Source organism: Rhizobium sp. 11_C7_N12_5 (assembly GCF_051811145.1).
GTDB lineage: Bacteria > Pseudomonadota > Alphaproteobacteria > Rhizobiales > Rhizobiaceae > Rhizobium > Rhizobium lusitanum.
The window spans coordinates 1,203,293-1,219,295 of sequence record NZ_JBPWPY010000002.1 but is presented as its reverse complement, the minus strand read 5'-3'; the positions used below and the strand labels follow the sequence as shown (position 1 = coordinate 1,219,295).

Genomic DNA, 16,003 nt, shown 5'->3' with positions numbered 1-16,003 from the left:
AGAATTTAGGCAAAAAAAGGAATTTCGAACTGAGGAAGTGTTGAGATGAAGCTATCGAGGGAGGCTGCAGAGTATATAGAGGATTTCGGTGCCCCCCAATTACATGTAGCTTTCGCTAAAGAGGAAATGCACCAATTAGCTGGGAAATTTCCGGAGGAGCTAATCGCATTTATGAGCGCCTTTGGCCGCGCAGTTTTTCAAGATGGACAAATCCAGATCTGCCACCCTGATGATCAGAACTCAGTATTGACTTTGATTTTTGGTGGCGATGAGACTTTCTCCCATCAAAATTGCCATGCATACGCCTACAGCGCTTTTGGCGAGATTTTTTGTTGGCACAGGGATTACGGGCTGACGATAGTTGACATCATCGCGGGGAGCGTGACGTGTCGCTTGCTGACGAAAAACCTGTCGAGAGATGCCAATACCGATCGCACCTTTATAACGCCATTCGGTACGGATGCAGACTTTTACGATGTGAACGATAAACCGCTTTTCAAGCGCGCCGTTAAGAAACTAGGGTCGCTCCAGATAGGGGAGTGCTATGGCTTCGTGCCCGCCTTGGCACTTGGCGGGTCTCCAGAGCTTCAATATCTGAAGCGTCTTAGGTCACCCGAGCACTTTGCCATCGTAGCGCAGACAAATGATTTTAATCTTGTTGATGTTGAGGGCTACGGTGTATCGAAAGTTGTGAGGAAAATCGGCTGAAGCAGCGTTTGTATGAATAAGATTTATGAAGATATAGTGCATAAATATGGGAATCCGGTTTTGAAGATCCCGTTTACGGACCAGGAGCATTTAGCGCTCCGGAGATTTTTTCCAAACCAAGTTGCCGATTTTTGCTTCAATATTGGTCGGTCGGTTTTGCGTGACGGCCTCATTCAATCATGCCATCCCGACGATATGAGGGGAGTTCTTGCTCTTATCTTGGGCGCTGACAGAGATTTTTCGCACGACAATTGCCATGCTTTCGCATACTCCGCTTTTGGTGTCATCTTCTTCTGGATGGAAGAGTACGGGTATGGCAATATCAGTATTTATGAAGGGCGTTTGACACACAAGAACTTTGTCAAGGGTCAGCATGCAGGACCGATGGCAGTCAATGCGGTCTCGGTACCATTTTGGCTATCGGATCAGGCGCTGGATTTTGAAGACGACGCCGGTAAGCCCCTATTCAAGCGGGCAGCCAAGAAGCTAGGGTCTCTCGAAATTGGCGAATGTTATGGTTTCGTGCCCGCTTTAGCCCTTGGCGGAATTGCGGATATTGCTCACCTCAAGCGCCTGAAGGCGCCTGAGCATTTTGCTATCGTCGCGCAGGCCATGGAATATAATCTGATCGACGTGCAAGGATATGGACAGTCGGTCGCGGTGCGCCCGATAGGCCCGCGGTAGCCTTTTGCAGTGCTTCGGCGAAGCTAAGCAGCGACTTCGCAAGCTCTTGCGAAACGGTGTGGTGAGCAACTCGTTCTGAGTCGCGGTCGCCGGTTCGAAAGGAAATAATCCACTGCCGTACTGATTGGGGTGATAGCAAGCGATTGTCGTTTGGTTGTCGCGGGACGTCTGCAGGGCGAAAAGCTGGAAGCCTTACGAAGGTCGAACTAAAGATACGCGGCGAAAAATAACGATAGCATGGGTGTAAAATGCTTGATTCTTTTTTTGCGGACACGATTGACGAAATAGGGCCGCCACAGAGATGCATTCCACTCACGGTGGAGCAGGATGCCCGCCTTTCTAAATGCCTGCCCAGCAGCTTTATGGATTTTTTGCGCGCATATGGGCTGGGTGACTATTTCGATCGAAAGGTACAATATTGTGATCCGGCGGAATTTTCGTCCATCCTCGCTTTGGTTTTCGGCGCGGATTCTGATTTTAGCCACAAAGATTGCTTCGTGATCGCACAATCCGCGTTTGGTCGGCTCGTTTGCTGGTCTGAGCGACATGATCACTTCGAGATCGATCTTGTTGATCTGCGATTGACATCCAGCAAGCTCGCACCAACCGAATTCATCCTGCCCCCCGGCTTTGAAAAGCGGGAACGCAGTTCGGATCCAAACATTCTCGCTCGCTCGCTACTCGTCTCAGACCGTAGAGACTACGAAGAATTCGACGCTCAAGGCGAGCCTATGTTCGATCGCTGTGTATCGTCTTACGGCTTATTGGAACGAGACGAATGCTACGGCTACTTTCCAGCGGTTGCGATAGTCGGTCTGGATAGTCCCATGCGGCGGATCGAGAACATCCGGCGTGTAAAGGCGCTTGAGCATTTCACAATCCTGGCCCAGTTGGGCACCTTCCATCTGATGAAATTAGAAAGGGGGCAATATACGGCAGTACGTCCGATTGGATGATTGACGTTTGGTGCCTCGTGCCTTCCAGAAAATTCGTCATGGATGCGAGCCAATGCCTTGATATGGCGCGTTTATCTCAAGCATTTGTCGAGGCGGATGAAATGGCGCTGAAGCTTCTCAGCCCATGGGTCGGAGTTGCCGAACGGCAAGAGGCCGCATAGATGTCAAACTGCTCTTGGAGACCAAGTCTTGAGCTTTTTCTCACCTCAAGCGCCTGAAGGCGCCTGAGCATTTTGCTATCGTCGCGCAGACCATGGAATACAATCTGATCGACGTGCGAGGATATGGACAGTCGGTCGTGGTGCGCCCGATAGGGCCGCGGTAGCTTTCTGCAGTGCTTCGGCAAAGCTAAGCAGCGACTTCGCAATTTCTTCCGAAGCGGCCTGGCGACTTAGTCATCTTGAGTTGCAGTCCTCGCCGCGAAGCGGAGTAGAAAGAATGGTGGATCTTTTCGCGGAATTGCGGACAAACCCTAATTTCGATCCCGATGTGATCCAGGATGTAACTGAGATCAGTCAAGATAATCGCAGCTATCTTCAGGAGGCGACCGCTTATAGAGCCGAATATGCTGAGACGATTCTGCAGGCTGAAGTTCCATTAGATCATCAGGACGACAATGGCCAAACAGCCCTATAGTATGCAATTTCACGAGACATGAAGGATCTCCCGGCAAGTATTATCAACAAGGGCGCCAATCTGAGTTGTCTCGACAAATATGGTAATGACGGATTGTGGACAGCAGTGCTCTACCCAGGCCCCCGTTTGCCGCTGATTGAACTGCTTATAAAAAAAGGTGAAAATCCCCACCGCAAGAATGCCGCCGGGCGGTCTTCTGCTGACGTGGCGTTAACGAAGAAAAAACAGGCAATGATGATCCTTCTCGAACTTCGGCAGTAAACTCGGAATATGACGACAACATAGCACTATTCGGCGTATGAGAGTTTGAGATGTTATCTGGAGAACCACGTAATTTCCATGAAAGGACTACTGGCCTTTGAGCAGGCGCTTGCAATTGTGCGAGCTAAACCAGCCGCCTCAGATTTCTTCGGCCCGGCACCGGACGACAATGTCGACGCTGCAGAGCAGATGTTGGGTATTCGAATGCCACCCAGCTATTGCATGTTCCTGACGACTTTGGGGGTAGGCTCATTTGATGATGCCGAATTCTACGGAATCATCGCCAACAAGATACCCGGCAGTTCTGTGCCCAGCATGGTTTGGCAGACTTTGGAGAATCGCAAACTTGCCGGCTTTCCGGGGACCCATATCACCATTATGAGCAGCGGTTATGGTCCCATTTTCTGCCTTGATAGTTCCGTCGTGAACTCAGAAGACGAGTATCCCGTCGTAGAATGGACGCCGGCTGCCTCTGTGACGAATCCGGGTGAACGTTTGGCGGAAAGTTTTGGCACCTTCTTCCTGGATGAGATCAGCAAGCGAGCTTAGCGGTGAGGAAAAGTAACCCTTCGGTGAAGACTGCCTTGTCGTTACAATTGCGAAATGCCGTTCGGCTTTTATCTTTGACCGAGACCGTTCTGCGGTCGGCGTAGGATGTAGACCAACGTTAAGGCCACGAGGGTTCCAAATCCAACGAGAGGCCAGAGAACAGCAAATGCGATCTCCGCTCCGCTATTCGGATAAGGCATGCCCTCGAGAACTTCGCAAGCACTGGCATCGTAAACGAGAATGTCGAATGAGAGCCTGACGGCGAAGGCAGCTTGCCAGAGTGTGAAGAGGAAAACGGGGCTGCAAGCAATCGTCGCCGCTCTGAGGTATTTTGTCTGAAACAGACCAAGCACTGCGACGAGATAGAAAGGAATAGATATCACCACGCCCCAAAGGCGGTCCGCTTCTCCTTGGGTGCATGTCCCCGCCACACGGGCAAGCAAAGTGTTTAGTGCTCCGAGATAAAATGCCAGAACTGAAGTGATAGCCCAAATCATATGTTGCGCTCTTTGGAGTTGGAGGGGCTATTCCAAAGCAATCCACCGCTGAAGGTTGCCGGTTCGACAGTCTGCTCTTGCCTTGGGAACGAGGGCTGCTAGCTCCACGGAAGCAGTTGCTCTAGTTTGGTGTCAGTACCGGAGCATGTATGGATGCCCCCGTTCATGCAAGGCTTTTATCGAGCGATTTGGTCGTGTGATCGGGTGCGGTCATGTATCAGGCCTTTCGTCGCGACCTGATCTTGGCCGCTGGCCGGTATGGATTTACGCGAACCTGGTGCAAATCAATACTGCGAGCTCTTAGCTCATTGCTCCGGATGCATTTCCAGGCTCACTCTCACCGATCTTTGTCCTTACCGTTCGTTGACCTCCTCACACGCCGACGATTCCACCTGGCAACAGCGCAGCGTTTTGCTAGGCCGCGGCCGGGCTGGAATTCCTGTAAATTTCGTTCTTCGTCATCATGGCCCAGATCGTTCGCGCCATTTTGTTCGCAAGAGCAATTGCAACGAGCATGCGGGGCTTACGCGCCAACATCCGTGCAAGCCATGAGTTCTCCGGAGGAGCCTTCCGGCATGCCCATCGGATCACGGTCATTGCGCCGATGATCAAAAGCCGTCGGATGTCGCGCTGACCCATCTTCGATGTTCGTCCAAGTACCTGCTTTCCTCCGCTCGAATGCTGTCTTGGTACCAGACCTAGCCAGGCCGCGAAGTCTCGGCTCTTGCGGAATGTCGTCATGGTTGGGGCGAAAGCCTCAATCGCCATGGCGGTGATTGGTCCCATTCCTGGCATGGACATCAATCGAGCCGTGTTCTCAGAGCGTTTTGCCTCCGACTTGAGCGCCTTTTCCAAGCCAATGATTCGAGAAGAGAGCGCCTCAATCTGCTCAAGATAAAGCCGAGCGGTTTCCACGACAATAAGTTCGAGGCCGGAGCGGTCTTCCTCGATGATCTGCGTGAGCAAAGGCAAGTTAGCAGTTCCCTGTGGCGCGATAACCCCATGCTCGGCAAGATGGGCACGCAAAGCGTTGATAAGCTGCGTTCGCTGACGAACGAACAGATCCCGCGTCCGGAAGATCATCGAACAGGCCTGCTGGCTTTCTGTCTTGGATGCTACGAACCGCATGGACGGGCGAGTAGCGGCTTCAACGATAGCTTCGGCGTCGGCAGCATCATTCTTTTGCCGCTTGACGAAGGGCTTCACGTAAGCCGGTGGGATCAAGCGCACGTCATGACCAAGCTTGCCAATCTCTCGTGCCCAATAGTGGGCGGTGGCGCACGCCTCCATCGCAACGATGCATCTCGGCAATTCTGTAAAGAACGCAAGGACATGACTGCGTGACAGTTTTCTGCGCAGGACAACGCTACCATCGCTTCCTGCGGCATGAACTTGAAACACCCGCTTTGCAAGGTCCAAGCCGACAATGCTAACTTCCTTCATGGATGCTCTCCTCTACGTGACGTTTTGGCGAACGTCACTTTGACACATCGCGATGCCGTCGGTAGGGGGCATCCATTCCATCAATACTCCTCAATAGGAGCCGGCATTTTTTCCTCTCTTTCGTTATATTATTTCCGTGGGCACTTTCCGTGCGGATTTTCTGGTGTTTTTCCGCAGGGCCAGTTCATTGTATACTAAGAAAACATTAGCTGTTGTTCAGTCGCGCTTCCACAAACGCATCCCGCATTGCCCGCAAGATGATCACGGCCGAAGCCGCACCTGGATCGATATGTCCCAAAGATCGCTCGCCTAGCCGCGCCGCCCGCCCGCGGGCGGCGACCATAGAGCTTGTCGAGTTCGCGCCGGCTTCGGCGGCTTCCAGGATGGCGTTCCACATGCCGGCAACGGCGAGTTCGCGCGCCCTCGCGTTGATGGCGGCTTCGGCGGCGGGGATCCAGGCGTCGAGCATCGTCTTATCGCCACGTTGTCCCTTGCCGCGCTGCTGAATGCCGGCCCTCATTTCGTCGACGATCATCGCTTGGCAGGCCGGCGAGAGCGATTCATCTGATTTCAGCGCTTGCGAAGCCCTGCGGAAACCTGTCGCGTAAAGCGGCCCGGTCGAAGCGCCGACGGCATCCAGAAAGGCCGAGGCGGCGACGGCGAAGATCTGGGAGGGTAACGCCTGCGCGAGGTCGAGCTTCGTCAGTTCGGCGTTCACGGCCATAAAGCCGAGGGACATGGTGATTCCGTGGTCGGCGTCTCCTATCGCTCCGTCCAATTCCGAGAGGTGATCCTTCCCGGCATTGATCGCGATGGATATGCGCTGAAACATGCCGCTCAGGCATCGCGCGGCTTTTTCTGACATCGTTTTCCTCCCGATCCCAGCAGTCCCTAGGGCTTGCTGGGCAACATTCTTATACGATCATCCGACCCTCAGAGCGAAGGTATCGCATGGGTGGTACAGCAATTCCGTCAGCTCCTGATCGAGATGCAAAATGGATATGGATGCGCCGACCATATCGAGCGACGTGCAGTAGTGTCCCACCCAGTTCGCCTCGATCTTGATGTCCTTGGCGCTCAGCCGCTGCGCGACGCGCCGGAACAGGATGTACAGCTCCATCAGCGGCGTCGCGCCGAAGGAGTTAATCAGCACAGCGACCCGGTCGCCGGCGGCAGGCTTCATCTCGGAGAAAATACGGTCCATGACCCGGTCCGTGATCTCGTCCGCACTCATCATCCTTTCGCGGGTGACGCCGCGCTCTCCATGAATGCCCATGCCGAACTCGATATCGTCTGGCCCAATCTCGAAATTGTGGCGTCGCGTCTGCGGCAGCGAGCAGGGCTCCAGCGCAACACCCATGGTGAAGGTCCGGTCATTGGCCTTGCGCGTTATGGCCTCGCAGGTGTCGAGCGAGAGGCCCCTGTCGCAGGCCGCACCTGCGATTTTGAAGATGAAGAAATTGCCCGCAACGCCGCGGCGACCCTCCCTGTCTTCGATAGGGGACGACGCGATGTCGTCCGTCGTCAATACGGTCCGAACGTCGATCTGCTGTTCCTGCGCCATTTCCGCAGCCATCTCGAAGTTCATGACGTCGCCGGCATAATTGCCGTAGACGAAGAGCACGCCTTTTCCGCCGGAAGCAGCCTTGGCGCATTCGAGGATAGGCGTCGGCGGGGGCGACGAGAAGATATTGCCGATGGCGACGGCGTCGGCGAGACCCTTGCCGACATAGCCGAGAAAGCCAGGTTCATGGCCCGTGCCGCCGCCGATGACCAGGCCGACCTTTTGCGGCCGAGGGCCGTTGCGCGCGACCAGTGCCCGGTTCGATCCCTTGATCGGCGCGAGATAGGACGCATGCGCCTTGACGACACCATCCAGCATCTCGTCGACGACATCATCGGGATTGTTCAGGAACTTCTTGATATGCGTGCGATAGCTGCTGGGCAGCGCAACGCTGTTATCCGCTTTCGGGCGCTGGGTTGCCTTCGGGTCGAACTCCGTCACCCCATCCGCATTCAGAATGCCGCGACCGGTGGCCGCATCGGTGATGAGCACATTGATATAGCCGCCGCGCAATGCGGCAAGAATGGCTGGCACCTTATCGAAGCCGCCAGCGACCGCGATGCGCAGCCCGATCGATTTGAGCATGTCGAGGGATATGCCGATGGTTCTGTCATCGAGCGGACCAGCGACCGGTTGGCCTTTCGGATCGATGAAGCGGCCAGCGACGACGCCGACGGCATTCTTGGCCAGATAATCCTGAAGCGAGACGGATTCGAAGAAGCCGCTCGTGTGGATCGTCGAATTCGGCCGCAACGACGATATGCCGAAGAGGGCCTTGTTGGCTTTGGAAAGGATCGAAAACTGATCTTCGATCAACGGCTCGCGCAGCAGGATATCGCGGACCTCCGTCGTCGAGACAATCGCCGGAGCCGTAATATTGATCAGCTTGCCGCCAACGGCATTCGCGAAGGCCGCGGCACAGAGCTCCGGCGTATAGGCGAAACGCGCCCGCGTGCCGCCGGTCGCCTGAACGATCGTGACATCCTGCAGGTTTGGAACATTGGACTGTTCGGCGATTGCCAGAACCGTGCGGCCCCAGGCAAGGGCGAGCGTGTCGCCGGATTTCAGCAGTCTGGCGATGGCCTGCGCGCCTGCTGTCCCGAGGCGATCGATCAACGGGCGTGTTCCATCGTCGCTCGGCACCACGAGACAGTCATGCAGCCCGAAATGGCGTTTGAGCTCCTGTGCGATGGAGAGCGAACTCAGGCGCGAGGGTTCGAGCGAGATATTGACGATGCCGCGGCTGCGTGCGTCGGCCAGGTAGCTGTTCACGGTTGCCCGTGAAATGCCCATGATCTCGGCGATATCGCCCTGGGTCTTGCCGTCTTCATAATAGAGCCAGCAGGCCCATACATAAGGATCATCGCCATAGCGAAGTGGCATAGCGTCGAGCGCGTCCGGCACGCCCGCTTTGCTTCCACCCGTTTTGCTGACCGAAGATGCCTTGCCTGTCATGATGATTCACAATTCCCTTTTTCCGCTCGAACATGAAAGCAATGGCGTATGTTTGCAAATGCTTCTTCGGACGGGGGCGGCGCGCGGCCCCATGCAGGGTCATGGGATCGCGCAGCCTTGGGAGATCAAATGTCCCTATCTATTGCAGCCTCGAAAGAGCGCCCAAGGAAAGCTCCTTCAGGATGATGGCGCAGGATGTTGCACCGGCATCAAGCACGCCGAGCGAGCGCTCGCCCAACCGGCTGGCCCGGCCGATCTTGGCGACCAAGTTGAGCGTGGAGTCGCGCCCGGCCTCGGCCGCCGCTACCAAAGCATCGAGCGCTTCAGCAAAGGATTTGCCGGCGGCATCCGCAGCGTCAAAGGCTTCGATTGCCGGAATTAGCGTATCCAGCAGCGTTTTGTCGCCAAGCTTTGCCGAGCCGATCGCCTGGATGCCTTCCAGGCCGGCATGCAGCATCCGGCTATAGGTGGCGCTGTCGATCGCTTCGACACCTTCCAGTTTCTCGGCGAACTCGGTGAACATGACGCCATAGAGCGGACCCATCGATCCGCCGATCTCCGTCATTAGGATCGTGCCCAGCGTGTCGAGCGAAGCGGCAAGCGAGAGGTTTTTGCCTTTCAGGCGCTCCGACGCCATGCCGAAACCCTTGGCCATGTTCACGCCGTGATCGCCATCGCCGATCTTGCCGTCGATCTCGCTCAGATAGGCGCGGTTTTTGACGATGCGGTCAGCCATCGCGAGCACGATGTCGCCCGCCGTTGCATTGTTGAATGTCTGCATGATTGCGTTCCCCTCAGAGCAGCGTCGTGCATTGAATTTCGACATCCAGAAGCTTTTTCAGCTCCGGGTCGAGCGCCATGACGGTCAGTGTCGCGCCGACCATTTCAAGCGAGGTGAAATAGTTGCCGACATAAGTCTTGTAGATCTTCAGACCGCGCTCGGAGATCTTCGCCTCGATCGTGTCGTTCAGGATGTAGAGCTCGTTGACCGGTGTAGCCCCGAGGCCGGATACGAGGACAGCGACTTCCGTGCCGGCGGCCAGGTCGTGATCGTCGAGAACGATCTGGCACATCGTCTCGGCAATTTCAGCGGCGGTCTTCAGGGGCTCAACGCGAACGCCGGGCTCGCCATGATGGCCGATGCCCACTTCCATCGTGCCAGGCTCGATCTGGAAATTCGGATGACCAACAGCGGGCAGGGTGCAGGGACCAAGTCCGATGCCGACGGAGCGGCAACTGTCGATCGCCTTCTGAGCGGCGACGCGTACCTCTTCGAGGCTTGCGCCAGTCGCCGCCTTGGCGCCGCCGATCTTCCACATGAAGATCTCGCCGGCCACACCGCGGCGCTTCTCGCGTTCCTCCGGCGGAGCGGAGCAGACGTCATCATTTGCGACCACCGTTGCGACCTCGATACCGCCCTTGGCGGCGAGCTTGATTGCCATCTTGACGTTCATGTTGTCGCCCGCGTAGTTGCCGTAGAGGCAGATCACGCCGCGGCCCCCATTGGCTTCGCGAATGGCATCATGGAAGCTCTTGGCCGTCGGCGAAGAGAAGAGTTCGCCGACCGCGACCGCATCCAGCATGTTCTTGCCCGTGTAGCCGATAAAGGCCGGTTCATGCCCCGAGCCGCCGCCGGTGATCACCCCGACTTTTCCGGCGTGGGGAGCATTCTTGGCGATGACGACGCGTGGGTTTTCGGCCAGACGAACGATATCCGAATGCGCCTTGATGAAGCCTTTTACAGTGTCTTCAACGACTTCATCGGGGTTGTTGATGAACCGCTGCATGGTCTCTCCTGTCGAATTGTCGAGCGCTTGCGCTCAAAGAATTGTGTAGCCGCCATCGATCAGAAGATCGGCGCCGTTGATCATGTCCGCACCGGCCGAGGAGAGGAAAACAGCCGCGGCTGCAATCTCCTGCGGATATGCGAAGCGACCGGTGGGGATGCGTTTCTTCGCAGCCTCGCCCTTTTCGCCGGCCCAGGCCTTCTTGCCGAGCTCGGTCAGAACGATGGTCGGGGAAATGGTGTTGACGCAGATGCCGTGCTTGCCCCATTCGGCTGCAAAGGTCTTGGACATGCCGATGACGCCGAACTTGGAGGCGCAGTAAGCGACGTGTTCCTCGATGGCGACCGTGCCCGCCTGCGAAGCGAGGTTGACGATCTTGCCGCCCTTACCGGCGGAAATCATGGCGCGGCCGACGGCCTGCGTTACGAGGAAGGTTCCTTTGAGATTGATGTTTATCGTTTTATCCCAATAGTCTAGCGGCAGATCCTCAGCTGGTGCGAGAAAAACGACGCCAGCGCTGTTGACAGCAATATCGATGCCGCCGAAATGCGAAATCACATCGCTTACGGCCTTGTTGACCGAAACAGGATCGGCGACATCGCAGGCAAATGGTGCAGCACCGCCACCGATTTCGGCAGCCCTTGCCTTCGCTATGTCGACATTGATATCGAGAACGGCGACCTTTGCGCCCTTGGATACAAACGCTGCCGCGACTGCGGCGCCGATGCCGGATCCGCCGCCCGTGACAAGGGCAATTTTGCCTGACAATGGGAAGTTCAAATCAATGTCGGGAGGTGTCTCGGTCATCTTGTTCAAGCCTCTAGCTGGGGATTGGGTGGGGCGAAATCTTCGCCCCACCTGCATTGATCTTACTTGCGGGTTTCAAGCAGCTTGTCGACGTTGTCAGCCGTCACCGGGGTCCAGGGGACATTGTAGTTCTTGTCCTTGCCATCGTTGAACGGCATGGCGGGATACTGCGACCAGATCTTCGATTCCGGCTTATAGTTGCCCTTCTTGGCGGCGAAGATCGCGAGATCGAGCGCGCCCTGTGCCTGTGCACTGGCATCCTGCAGGATGGAGGTCATCGTACCCTGCTTGACGGCATGGAGTGCATCGGTGATGCCGTCGATACCGGCAATGGCGAAGTCCTTGACGTTGAGCTTCGCAGCCTTGATCGCCTCGATCGCGCCGAGCGCCATCTCATCGTTCTGGCCGATGACGCCGTTGATCTGGCCTGGATGTGATGTCAGCCAGTTTTCCATCAGCGTCTGGGCTTCGGCACGCGACCAGTTGGCGGTCTGGTCTTCCAGAACCTTCACATTCGGGCACTCGGCAAGAGCTTTCTTGTTGCCCTGGAGGCGTGAGATCTGCGCGGACTGGCCGACCGGTCCTTCAAGAATGACAACATTGCCCTTGCAGCCGATCTTGTCGAGCACTGTTTTCGCTTCCATGTAGCCGGAAACGGTGTCGTCAGAGCCGACATAGGCGGTCAGCAGATCGGAGTCCACGCGGGTGTTGGAGCCAACGACCGGAATTCCGGCGTCGTGTGCGGCCTGAACGGCGGTTGCGGCGGCTTCGATATCGATCGGCGCGAAGATGATCGCGTCAAACTTCTGCGTGATCATCGTGTTCACCTGCTCCTGCTGGACGAGAGCATCATAGCGGCCATCGAAGATAGTAAGATCAACATCGCCGTTCTTGACCGCGGGATGTTCCTTGAGTGCTGCCGACCAGATCTGCATGAATTCCGCATTCAGGCCGTAGGGCGCCGCGCCGATCTTCAGCTTCTTGTCCTGGGCGAGGGCCGGCGCGGCCAGAAGTGCAGTGGCCGCTGCAAGAGCAATCAGTAATTTCTTCATTAAAATTCTCCTCCGTTGAAAGTCCGGCGGCCGTCGTGGCGCGCCGTTTGGTTTCCGAGTGCGCAGCACCTGGATGTCTTGGGGCTTAGCCGCCCAGATTTCGCTTTTGGTCGAGCATCACGGCGCCGACGATGAGGGCGCCCTTGAGGACCTGCTGGTAGTAGGATTGGATCCCCATCAGATCGAGGCCGTTGTTCATCACACCGATGATCAACGCGCCGATCAGAGTGCCGGTGATGCGCCCGACGCCGCCGGAAAGGCTGGTTCCGCCGATGACGACGGCGGCGATCGCATCGAGTTCGTAAGCGATACCGGCCTGGGGCAAAGCCGAGCCGGTACGTGCGGCAAGCAGCATGCCCGCCAGTCCGGAAAGGCCGCCGGAAATGACGTAGACGAGGAAGCGCAGCTTGCTGACATTGATGCCTGACGTGGTGGCGGCGTGCGGATTGCCGCCAACGGCATAGATATAGCGGCCAAAGCGCGTGCGATTGAGAACCCACCATGCGACGGCAAAGACGATGGCAAGCAGAATGACGGGCATCGGAACGGACAAGACGCTGCCGGTGCCGATCCAGCGGAAATCAGGCGTTAGCGCCGGAACCGGTTTGCCGCCGCCATAGATCAGCGTCAGACCACGTGCTGCCGAGAGCATACCGAGCGTTGCGACGAAGGCGGGAACGGCGAAGCGCGAAACGATGACCCCGACCAAGGCGCCGCACGCCAGGCCGACCAGCACTCCGACGGTAAGCGCCACATAAGGCGGATAGGGCGCACCGAGAATGCCGGCGGTTGCCGAGGTCGTTGCGAAGCTCGCGCTAACGATGCCGGTAAGCGCAACGACGGAGCCAACGGAAAGGTCGATACCGCGTGTGAGGATAACGAATGTCATGCCGATTGCCAGCACGCCGTTTATCGACGTCTGCAGCAGCACATTCGAAATGTTGCCAGGCGTCAGGAAATATTCGTTCGAGACCGAGAGAATGGCGGCGAGCAGCAGGAAGGCGAGGAAAATCCCATATTCCTGGATGATCAATCGGCGCCGGTCGGAGCCGAACCAGGAATTGGGCTGATTGTCTTCAGTGGCGGACATTGCAAATACCTCTTGTTGCCGGGCGCTGTTTTTGGGCTTCGTCGTCTGTCGCCTTCACGTCGACAGGTGTACGAGCGTTTGCGCGTCGGCCTCCTCCCTTTTGAGAATTCCGGCACAGCGTCCCTGGCGCATCACCAGGATGCGATCGGACATGCCGAGAACCTCGTCTATTTCGGATGAAATCATGATGACCGTGCCGCCTTCGGCGGCGAAGTCGCAGATGATGCGATAGATTTCGCGCTTGGCGCCGACATCAACGCCGCGCGTCGGCTCGTCCAGAAGCAGCACCTTCGGCTTGCGCAGGAACCACTTGCCAAGCACGACCTTCTGCTGGTTGCCGCCCGAAAGGCCGGAGACAGACATACTATCGTGGGCGGCCTTGATGCCGAAACGCTTGATCATATCGAGGCTGGCGGCCGCTTCGGCTTGGCGATCCATCGAGAAATGCGGGCTCATTTCCGGCAGGCTCGCCAAGCAGATGTTGTTGCGCACGCTATCGGTGAGATTGAGCCCCGTCAGCTTGCGGTCTTCGGTCACGAAGGCGATGCCGTGTCGCATGGCCTCCGCTGGCTTGCGCACGGTGATCGGTTGTCCGCCGAGCTTGAGCTCGCCGCCGCTTGCCGTATCGAGGCCGAAGATGCAGTTGAAGATCTCGGTACGGCCCGACCCCATCAGGCCGTAGATGCCAAAGATCTCGCCCTTATGTGCAACAAAGGAAATGTTATCGATCTTGCCGTCGGCCCTAAGTCCCGAGACGTCCAGTCCGGGCACATCCGTCGGCACATTGGTCTTGATGTATTCTTCGCCGAGTTCGCGGCCGACGATCATGCGGATGAGGCCGGGTCTGTCGATATCGGCGAGCGCACCGCTGCCGACATAGGAGCCATCGCGGAAGGCCGTGTAGGAATCGGCGATCTGGAAGATTTCCGATAGCCGGTGCGAGACATAGACGATGCCTTTGCCCTCGGCCTTCAGTCGCTCGATGGTCGAGAACAGCTGCTGCGCTTCCTTCTCGCCGATGGCCGAGGTGGGCTCGTCCATGAAGATGACTTCGGCATCGTGGCTGAGCGCCTTGGCAATCTCGACCAATTGAACCTGGGCGACCGAGAGGTTCATCATGAATTGCGTGGCGCGGATATTGAACTGCAGGCGTTCGAGCAGCGCCTGTGCATTGCGGTTCATCGATTTGAAATCGATGCTGCCGAAACGGGCAGACGGCTCGCGGCCGAGATAGATGTTCTCCGCAACCGTCATGTGCGGGATCGGACTGAGCTCCTGCTCGATGATGGCGATCCCGGCGGAAAGGGCTTCCGCTGGACTGGCGTAATCAACCTCTTTGCCGCGGCGGCGGATGGAGCCGGCGTCACGCTTGTGAATGCCCATCAGGATCTTAAGAAAGGTCGATTTGCCAGCGCCGTTACCGCCGCACAATGCGTGGACAGACCCCGGTCGCAACTGAAAGCGCCCGTCGCGCAGCGCAGCAACGCCGCCAAAGGACTTCTTCAGTCCTTCCACTTCAAGCAGGAAATCCACTTTCTCCTCCGCACTCCCGATGCCGGATCAAGGTCGGCTAACACCGATTGCCACCGTCAAGCACCAATATTGACAATATTCGATAGGCTATCGACAAATGTCAATATGCTGATTTTGTTTTCGGGATAACGCGCTCTCCGATACCTGCTTCCCTATGGTATCCACATGTCATAATATGAATTTCTGGATTGACCCGGCCTATGGACGAAACAGATCGATTTGCCATGACAGATTTGGGGACCAAGGAATGACGATAATCGGCCGAGGCCGGCAAAGACTGGCGCAACGGGTCATCGACCAGCTGCGCGTCCAGATCGAGACGGGCACGCTTCAGGCGGGCGATAAGCTTCCGACGGAGCCGCAGCTGGAGGCAACATATGGCGTCAGCCGGACCGTCGTGCGCGAGGCGATTGCCGATCTGCGCTCTGCCGGGCTCGTCAGGCCTGTTCAGGGCAAGGGCGTGTTTGTTACCGAAATGATGATACCCTCAGGATCAATGCTGACGCCTGTGGAGATCAGAAGCATCCCGGAAACGCTGGAATTGCTGGAGTTTCGCATGGCCACGGAGGGTGAGGCGGCCGCCATTGCGGCCTATCGCAGGACCGCCGAACAGGAGGCGGCAATCGCTGCGGCCAATCGGAAAATGGCTGCCCTGATAGAGCAGGGGCTCCCGACCGTCGAAGCGGATTACGAATTCCACATGGCCGTCGCCATCGCCACCAACAACCGATTCTACATGGATGTGCTCAGGCATTTCGGTACTCGCACCATCCCGCGCGGGCAGTTTCCGACATTGCCGGAGGCGAATGATCGCGCCTATCTGGAAAAGGTTCATGCGGAGCATGTCGAGATTTTGGCGGCGATCGCAGATCAGGATCCGGAGCGTGCGCGGCAAGCGATGCGTGCTCACATGATGGCGAGCCAGCGACGGTATCGCTTCCTTGCAGAACAGCAACCGCAATAGGGCTCGACTCCCGACAA

General features: G+C 57.0%; 18 protein-coding genes. 8 read left to right on the top strand and 10 right to left on the bottom strand.

What is annotated here, in order from left to right; genetic code table 11:
• Positions 1-45 precede the first annotated feature (45 nt).
• The 7 genes from AB8B29_RS24770 to AB8B29_RS24740 all read left to right on the top strand — a co-directional run bounded on the left by AB8B29_RS24770 (position 46) and on the right by AB8B29_RS24740 (position 3,794).
• Entirely contained in the window at positions 46-708 is a 663-nt protein-coding gene (locus AB8B29_RS24770; RefSeq protein ID WP_092574922.1) for a GAD-like domain-containing protein, read from the top strand.
• Between the two features lie 12 nt (positions 709-720).
• On the top strand, positions 721-1,392 hold the full coding sequence (locus tag AB8B29_RS24765) for a T6SS immunity protein Tdi1 domain-containing protein (protein WP_092574921.1): 672 nt from the start codon (positions 721-723) through the stop codon (positions 1,390-1,392).
• Positions 1,393-1,640: 248 nt separating this feature from the next.
• Positions 1,641-2,348 carry a GAD-like domain-containing protein gene (locus AB8B29_RS24760; RefSeq protein WP_113108575.1) on the top strand — a complete coding sequence of 236 codons (708 nt, stop codon included), beginning with the start codon at positions 1,641-1,643 and terminating at the stop codon, positions 2,346-2,348.
• 38 nt (positions 2,349-2,386) lie between these two features.
• Positions 2,387-2,509: a hypothetical protein gene (locus AB8B29_RS24755; RefSeq protein ID WP_280518158.1), complete on the top strand. Its 123-nt coding sequence runs from the start codon at positions 2,387-2,389 to the stop codon at positions 2,507-2,509.
• Between the two features lie 277 nt (positions 2,510-2,786).
• Entirely contained in the window at positions 2,787-2,984 is a 198-nt protein-coding gene (locus tag AB8B29_RS24750; RefSeq protein WP_092574917.1) for a hypothetical protein, read from the top strand.
• Positions 2,985-3,002: 18 nt separating this feature from the next.
• On the top strand, positions 3,003-3,245 hold the full coding sequence (locus tag AB8B29_RS24745) for a hypothetical protein (RefSeq protein WP_092574914.1): 243 nt from the start codon (positions 3,003-3,005) through the stop codon (positions 3,243-3,245).
• Between the two features lie 78 nt (positions 3,246-3,323).
• Positions 3,324-3,794 (top strand): SMI1/KNR4 family protein, encoded by a 471-nt coding sequence (locus tag AB8B29_RS24740; protein WP_092574912.1) that lies wholly within the window; start codon positions 3,324-3,326, stop codon positions 3,792-3,794.
• Positions 3,795-3,862: 68 nt separating this feature from the next.
• Here AB8B29_RS24740 and AB8B29_RS24735 read toward each other — a convergent pair whose 3' ends face one another.
• The 10 genes from AB8B29_RS24735 to AB8B29_RS24690 form a co-directional block, all read right to left on the bottom strand.
• Positions 3,863-4,291, bottom strand: coding sequence for a hypothetical protein (locus AB8B29_RS24735; protein WP_092574910.1), 429 nt, complete (start codon positions 4,289-4,291; stop codon positions 3,863-3,865).
• A gap of 414 nt (positions 4,292-4,705) precedes the next feature.
• Positions 4,706-5,734, bottom strand: a complete 1,029-nt coding sequence (locus tag AB8B29_RS24730; RefSeq protein WP_113119303.1) for an IS110 family transposase — start codon at positions 5,732-5,734, stop codon at positions 4,706-4,708.
• Between the two features lie 205 nt (positions 5,735-5,939).
• Complete coding sequence (dhaL, locus tag AB8B29_RS24725; RefSeq protein WP_113119302.1) at positions 5,940-6,599, bottom strand: dihydroxyacetone kinase subunit DhaL; 660 nt, start codon at positions 6,597-6,599, stop codon at positions 5,940-5,942.
• 57 nt (positions 6,600-6,656) lie between these two features.
• On the bottom strand, positions 6,657-8,753 hold the full coding sequence (locus tag AB8B29_RS24720) for a bifunctional sugar-binding transcriptional regulator/dihydroxyacetone kinase subunit DhaK (RefSeq protein WP_113119301.1): 2,097 nt from the start codon (positions 8,751-8,753) through the stop codon (positions 6,657-6,659).
• Between the two features lie 139 nt (positions 8,754-8,892).
• Positions 8,893-9,534, bottom strand: a complete 642-nt coding sequence (gene dhaL, locus AB8B29_RS24715; RefSeq protein ID WP_113119300.1) for a dihydroxyacetone kinase subunit DhaL — start codon at positions 9,532-9,534, stop codon at positions 8,893-8,895.
• Between the two features lie 13 nt (positions 9,535-9,547).
• A complete protein-coding gene (locus AB8B29_RS24710) occupies positions 9,548-10,540 on the bottom strand; it encodes a dihydroxyacetone kinase subunit DhaK (RefSeq protein ID WP_113119299.1) in 993 nt (330 codons plus the stop codon).
• 33 nt (positions 10,541-10,573) lie between these two features.
• A complete protein-coding gene (locus AB8B29_RS24705; protein ID WP_113119307.1) occupies positions 10,574-11,347 on the bottom strand; it encodes an SDR family oxidoreductase in 774 nt (257 codons plus the stop codon).
• Positions 11,348-11,409: 62 nt separating this feature from the next.
• On the bottom strand, positions 11,410-12,399 hold the full coding sequence (locus tag AB8B29_RS24700; protein WP_113119298.1) for a substrate-binding domain-containing protein: 990 nt from the start codon (positions 12,397-12,399) through the stop codon (positions 11,410-11,412).
• 85 nt (positions 12,400-12,484) lie between these two features.
• Positions 12,485-13,489, bottom strand: coding sequence for an ABC transporter permease (locus AB8B29_RS24695; protein WP_037199162.1), 1,005 nt, complete (start codon positions 13,487-13,489; stop codon positions 12,485-12,487).
• A 54-nt stretch (positions 13,490-13,543) separates the two neighbouring features.
• Entirely contained in the window at positions 13,544-15,022 is a 1,479-nt protein-coding gene (locus tag AB8B29_RS24690; protein WP_113119297.1) for a sugar ABC transporter ATP-binding protein, read from the bottom strand.
• A 247-nt stretch (positions 15,023-15,269) separates the two neighbouring features.
• On the opposite strand from AB8B29_RS24690, the gene AB8B29_RS24685 reads away from it, so the two are divergent.
• A complete protein-coding gene (locus AB8B29_RS24685; protein WP_439006766.1) occupies positions 15,270-15,986 on the top strand; it encodes a FadR/GntR family transcriptional regulator in 717 nt (238 codons plus the stop codon).
• The last annotated feature ends 17 nt before the right edge of the window (positions 15,987-16,003 follow it).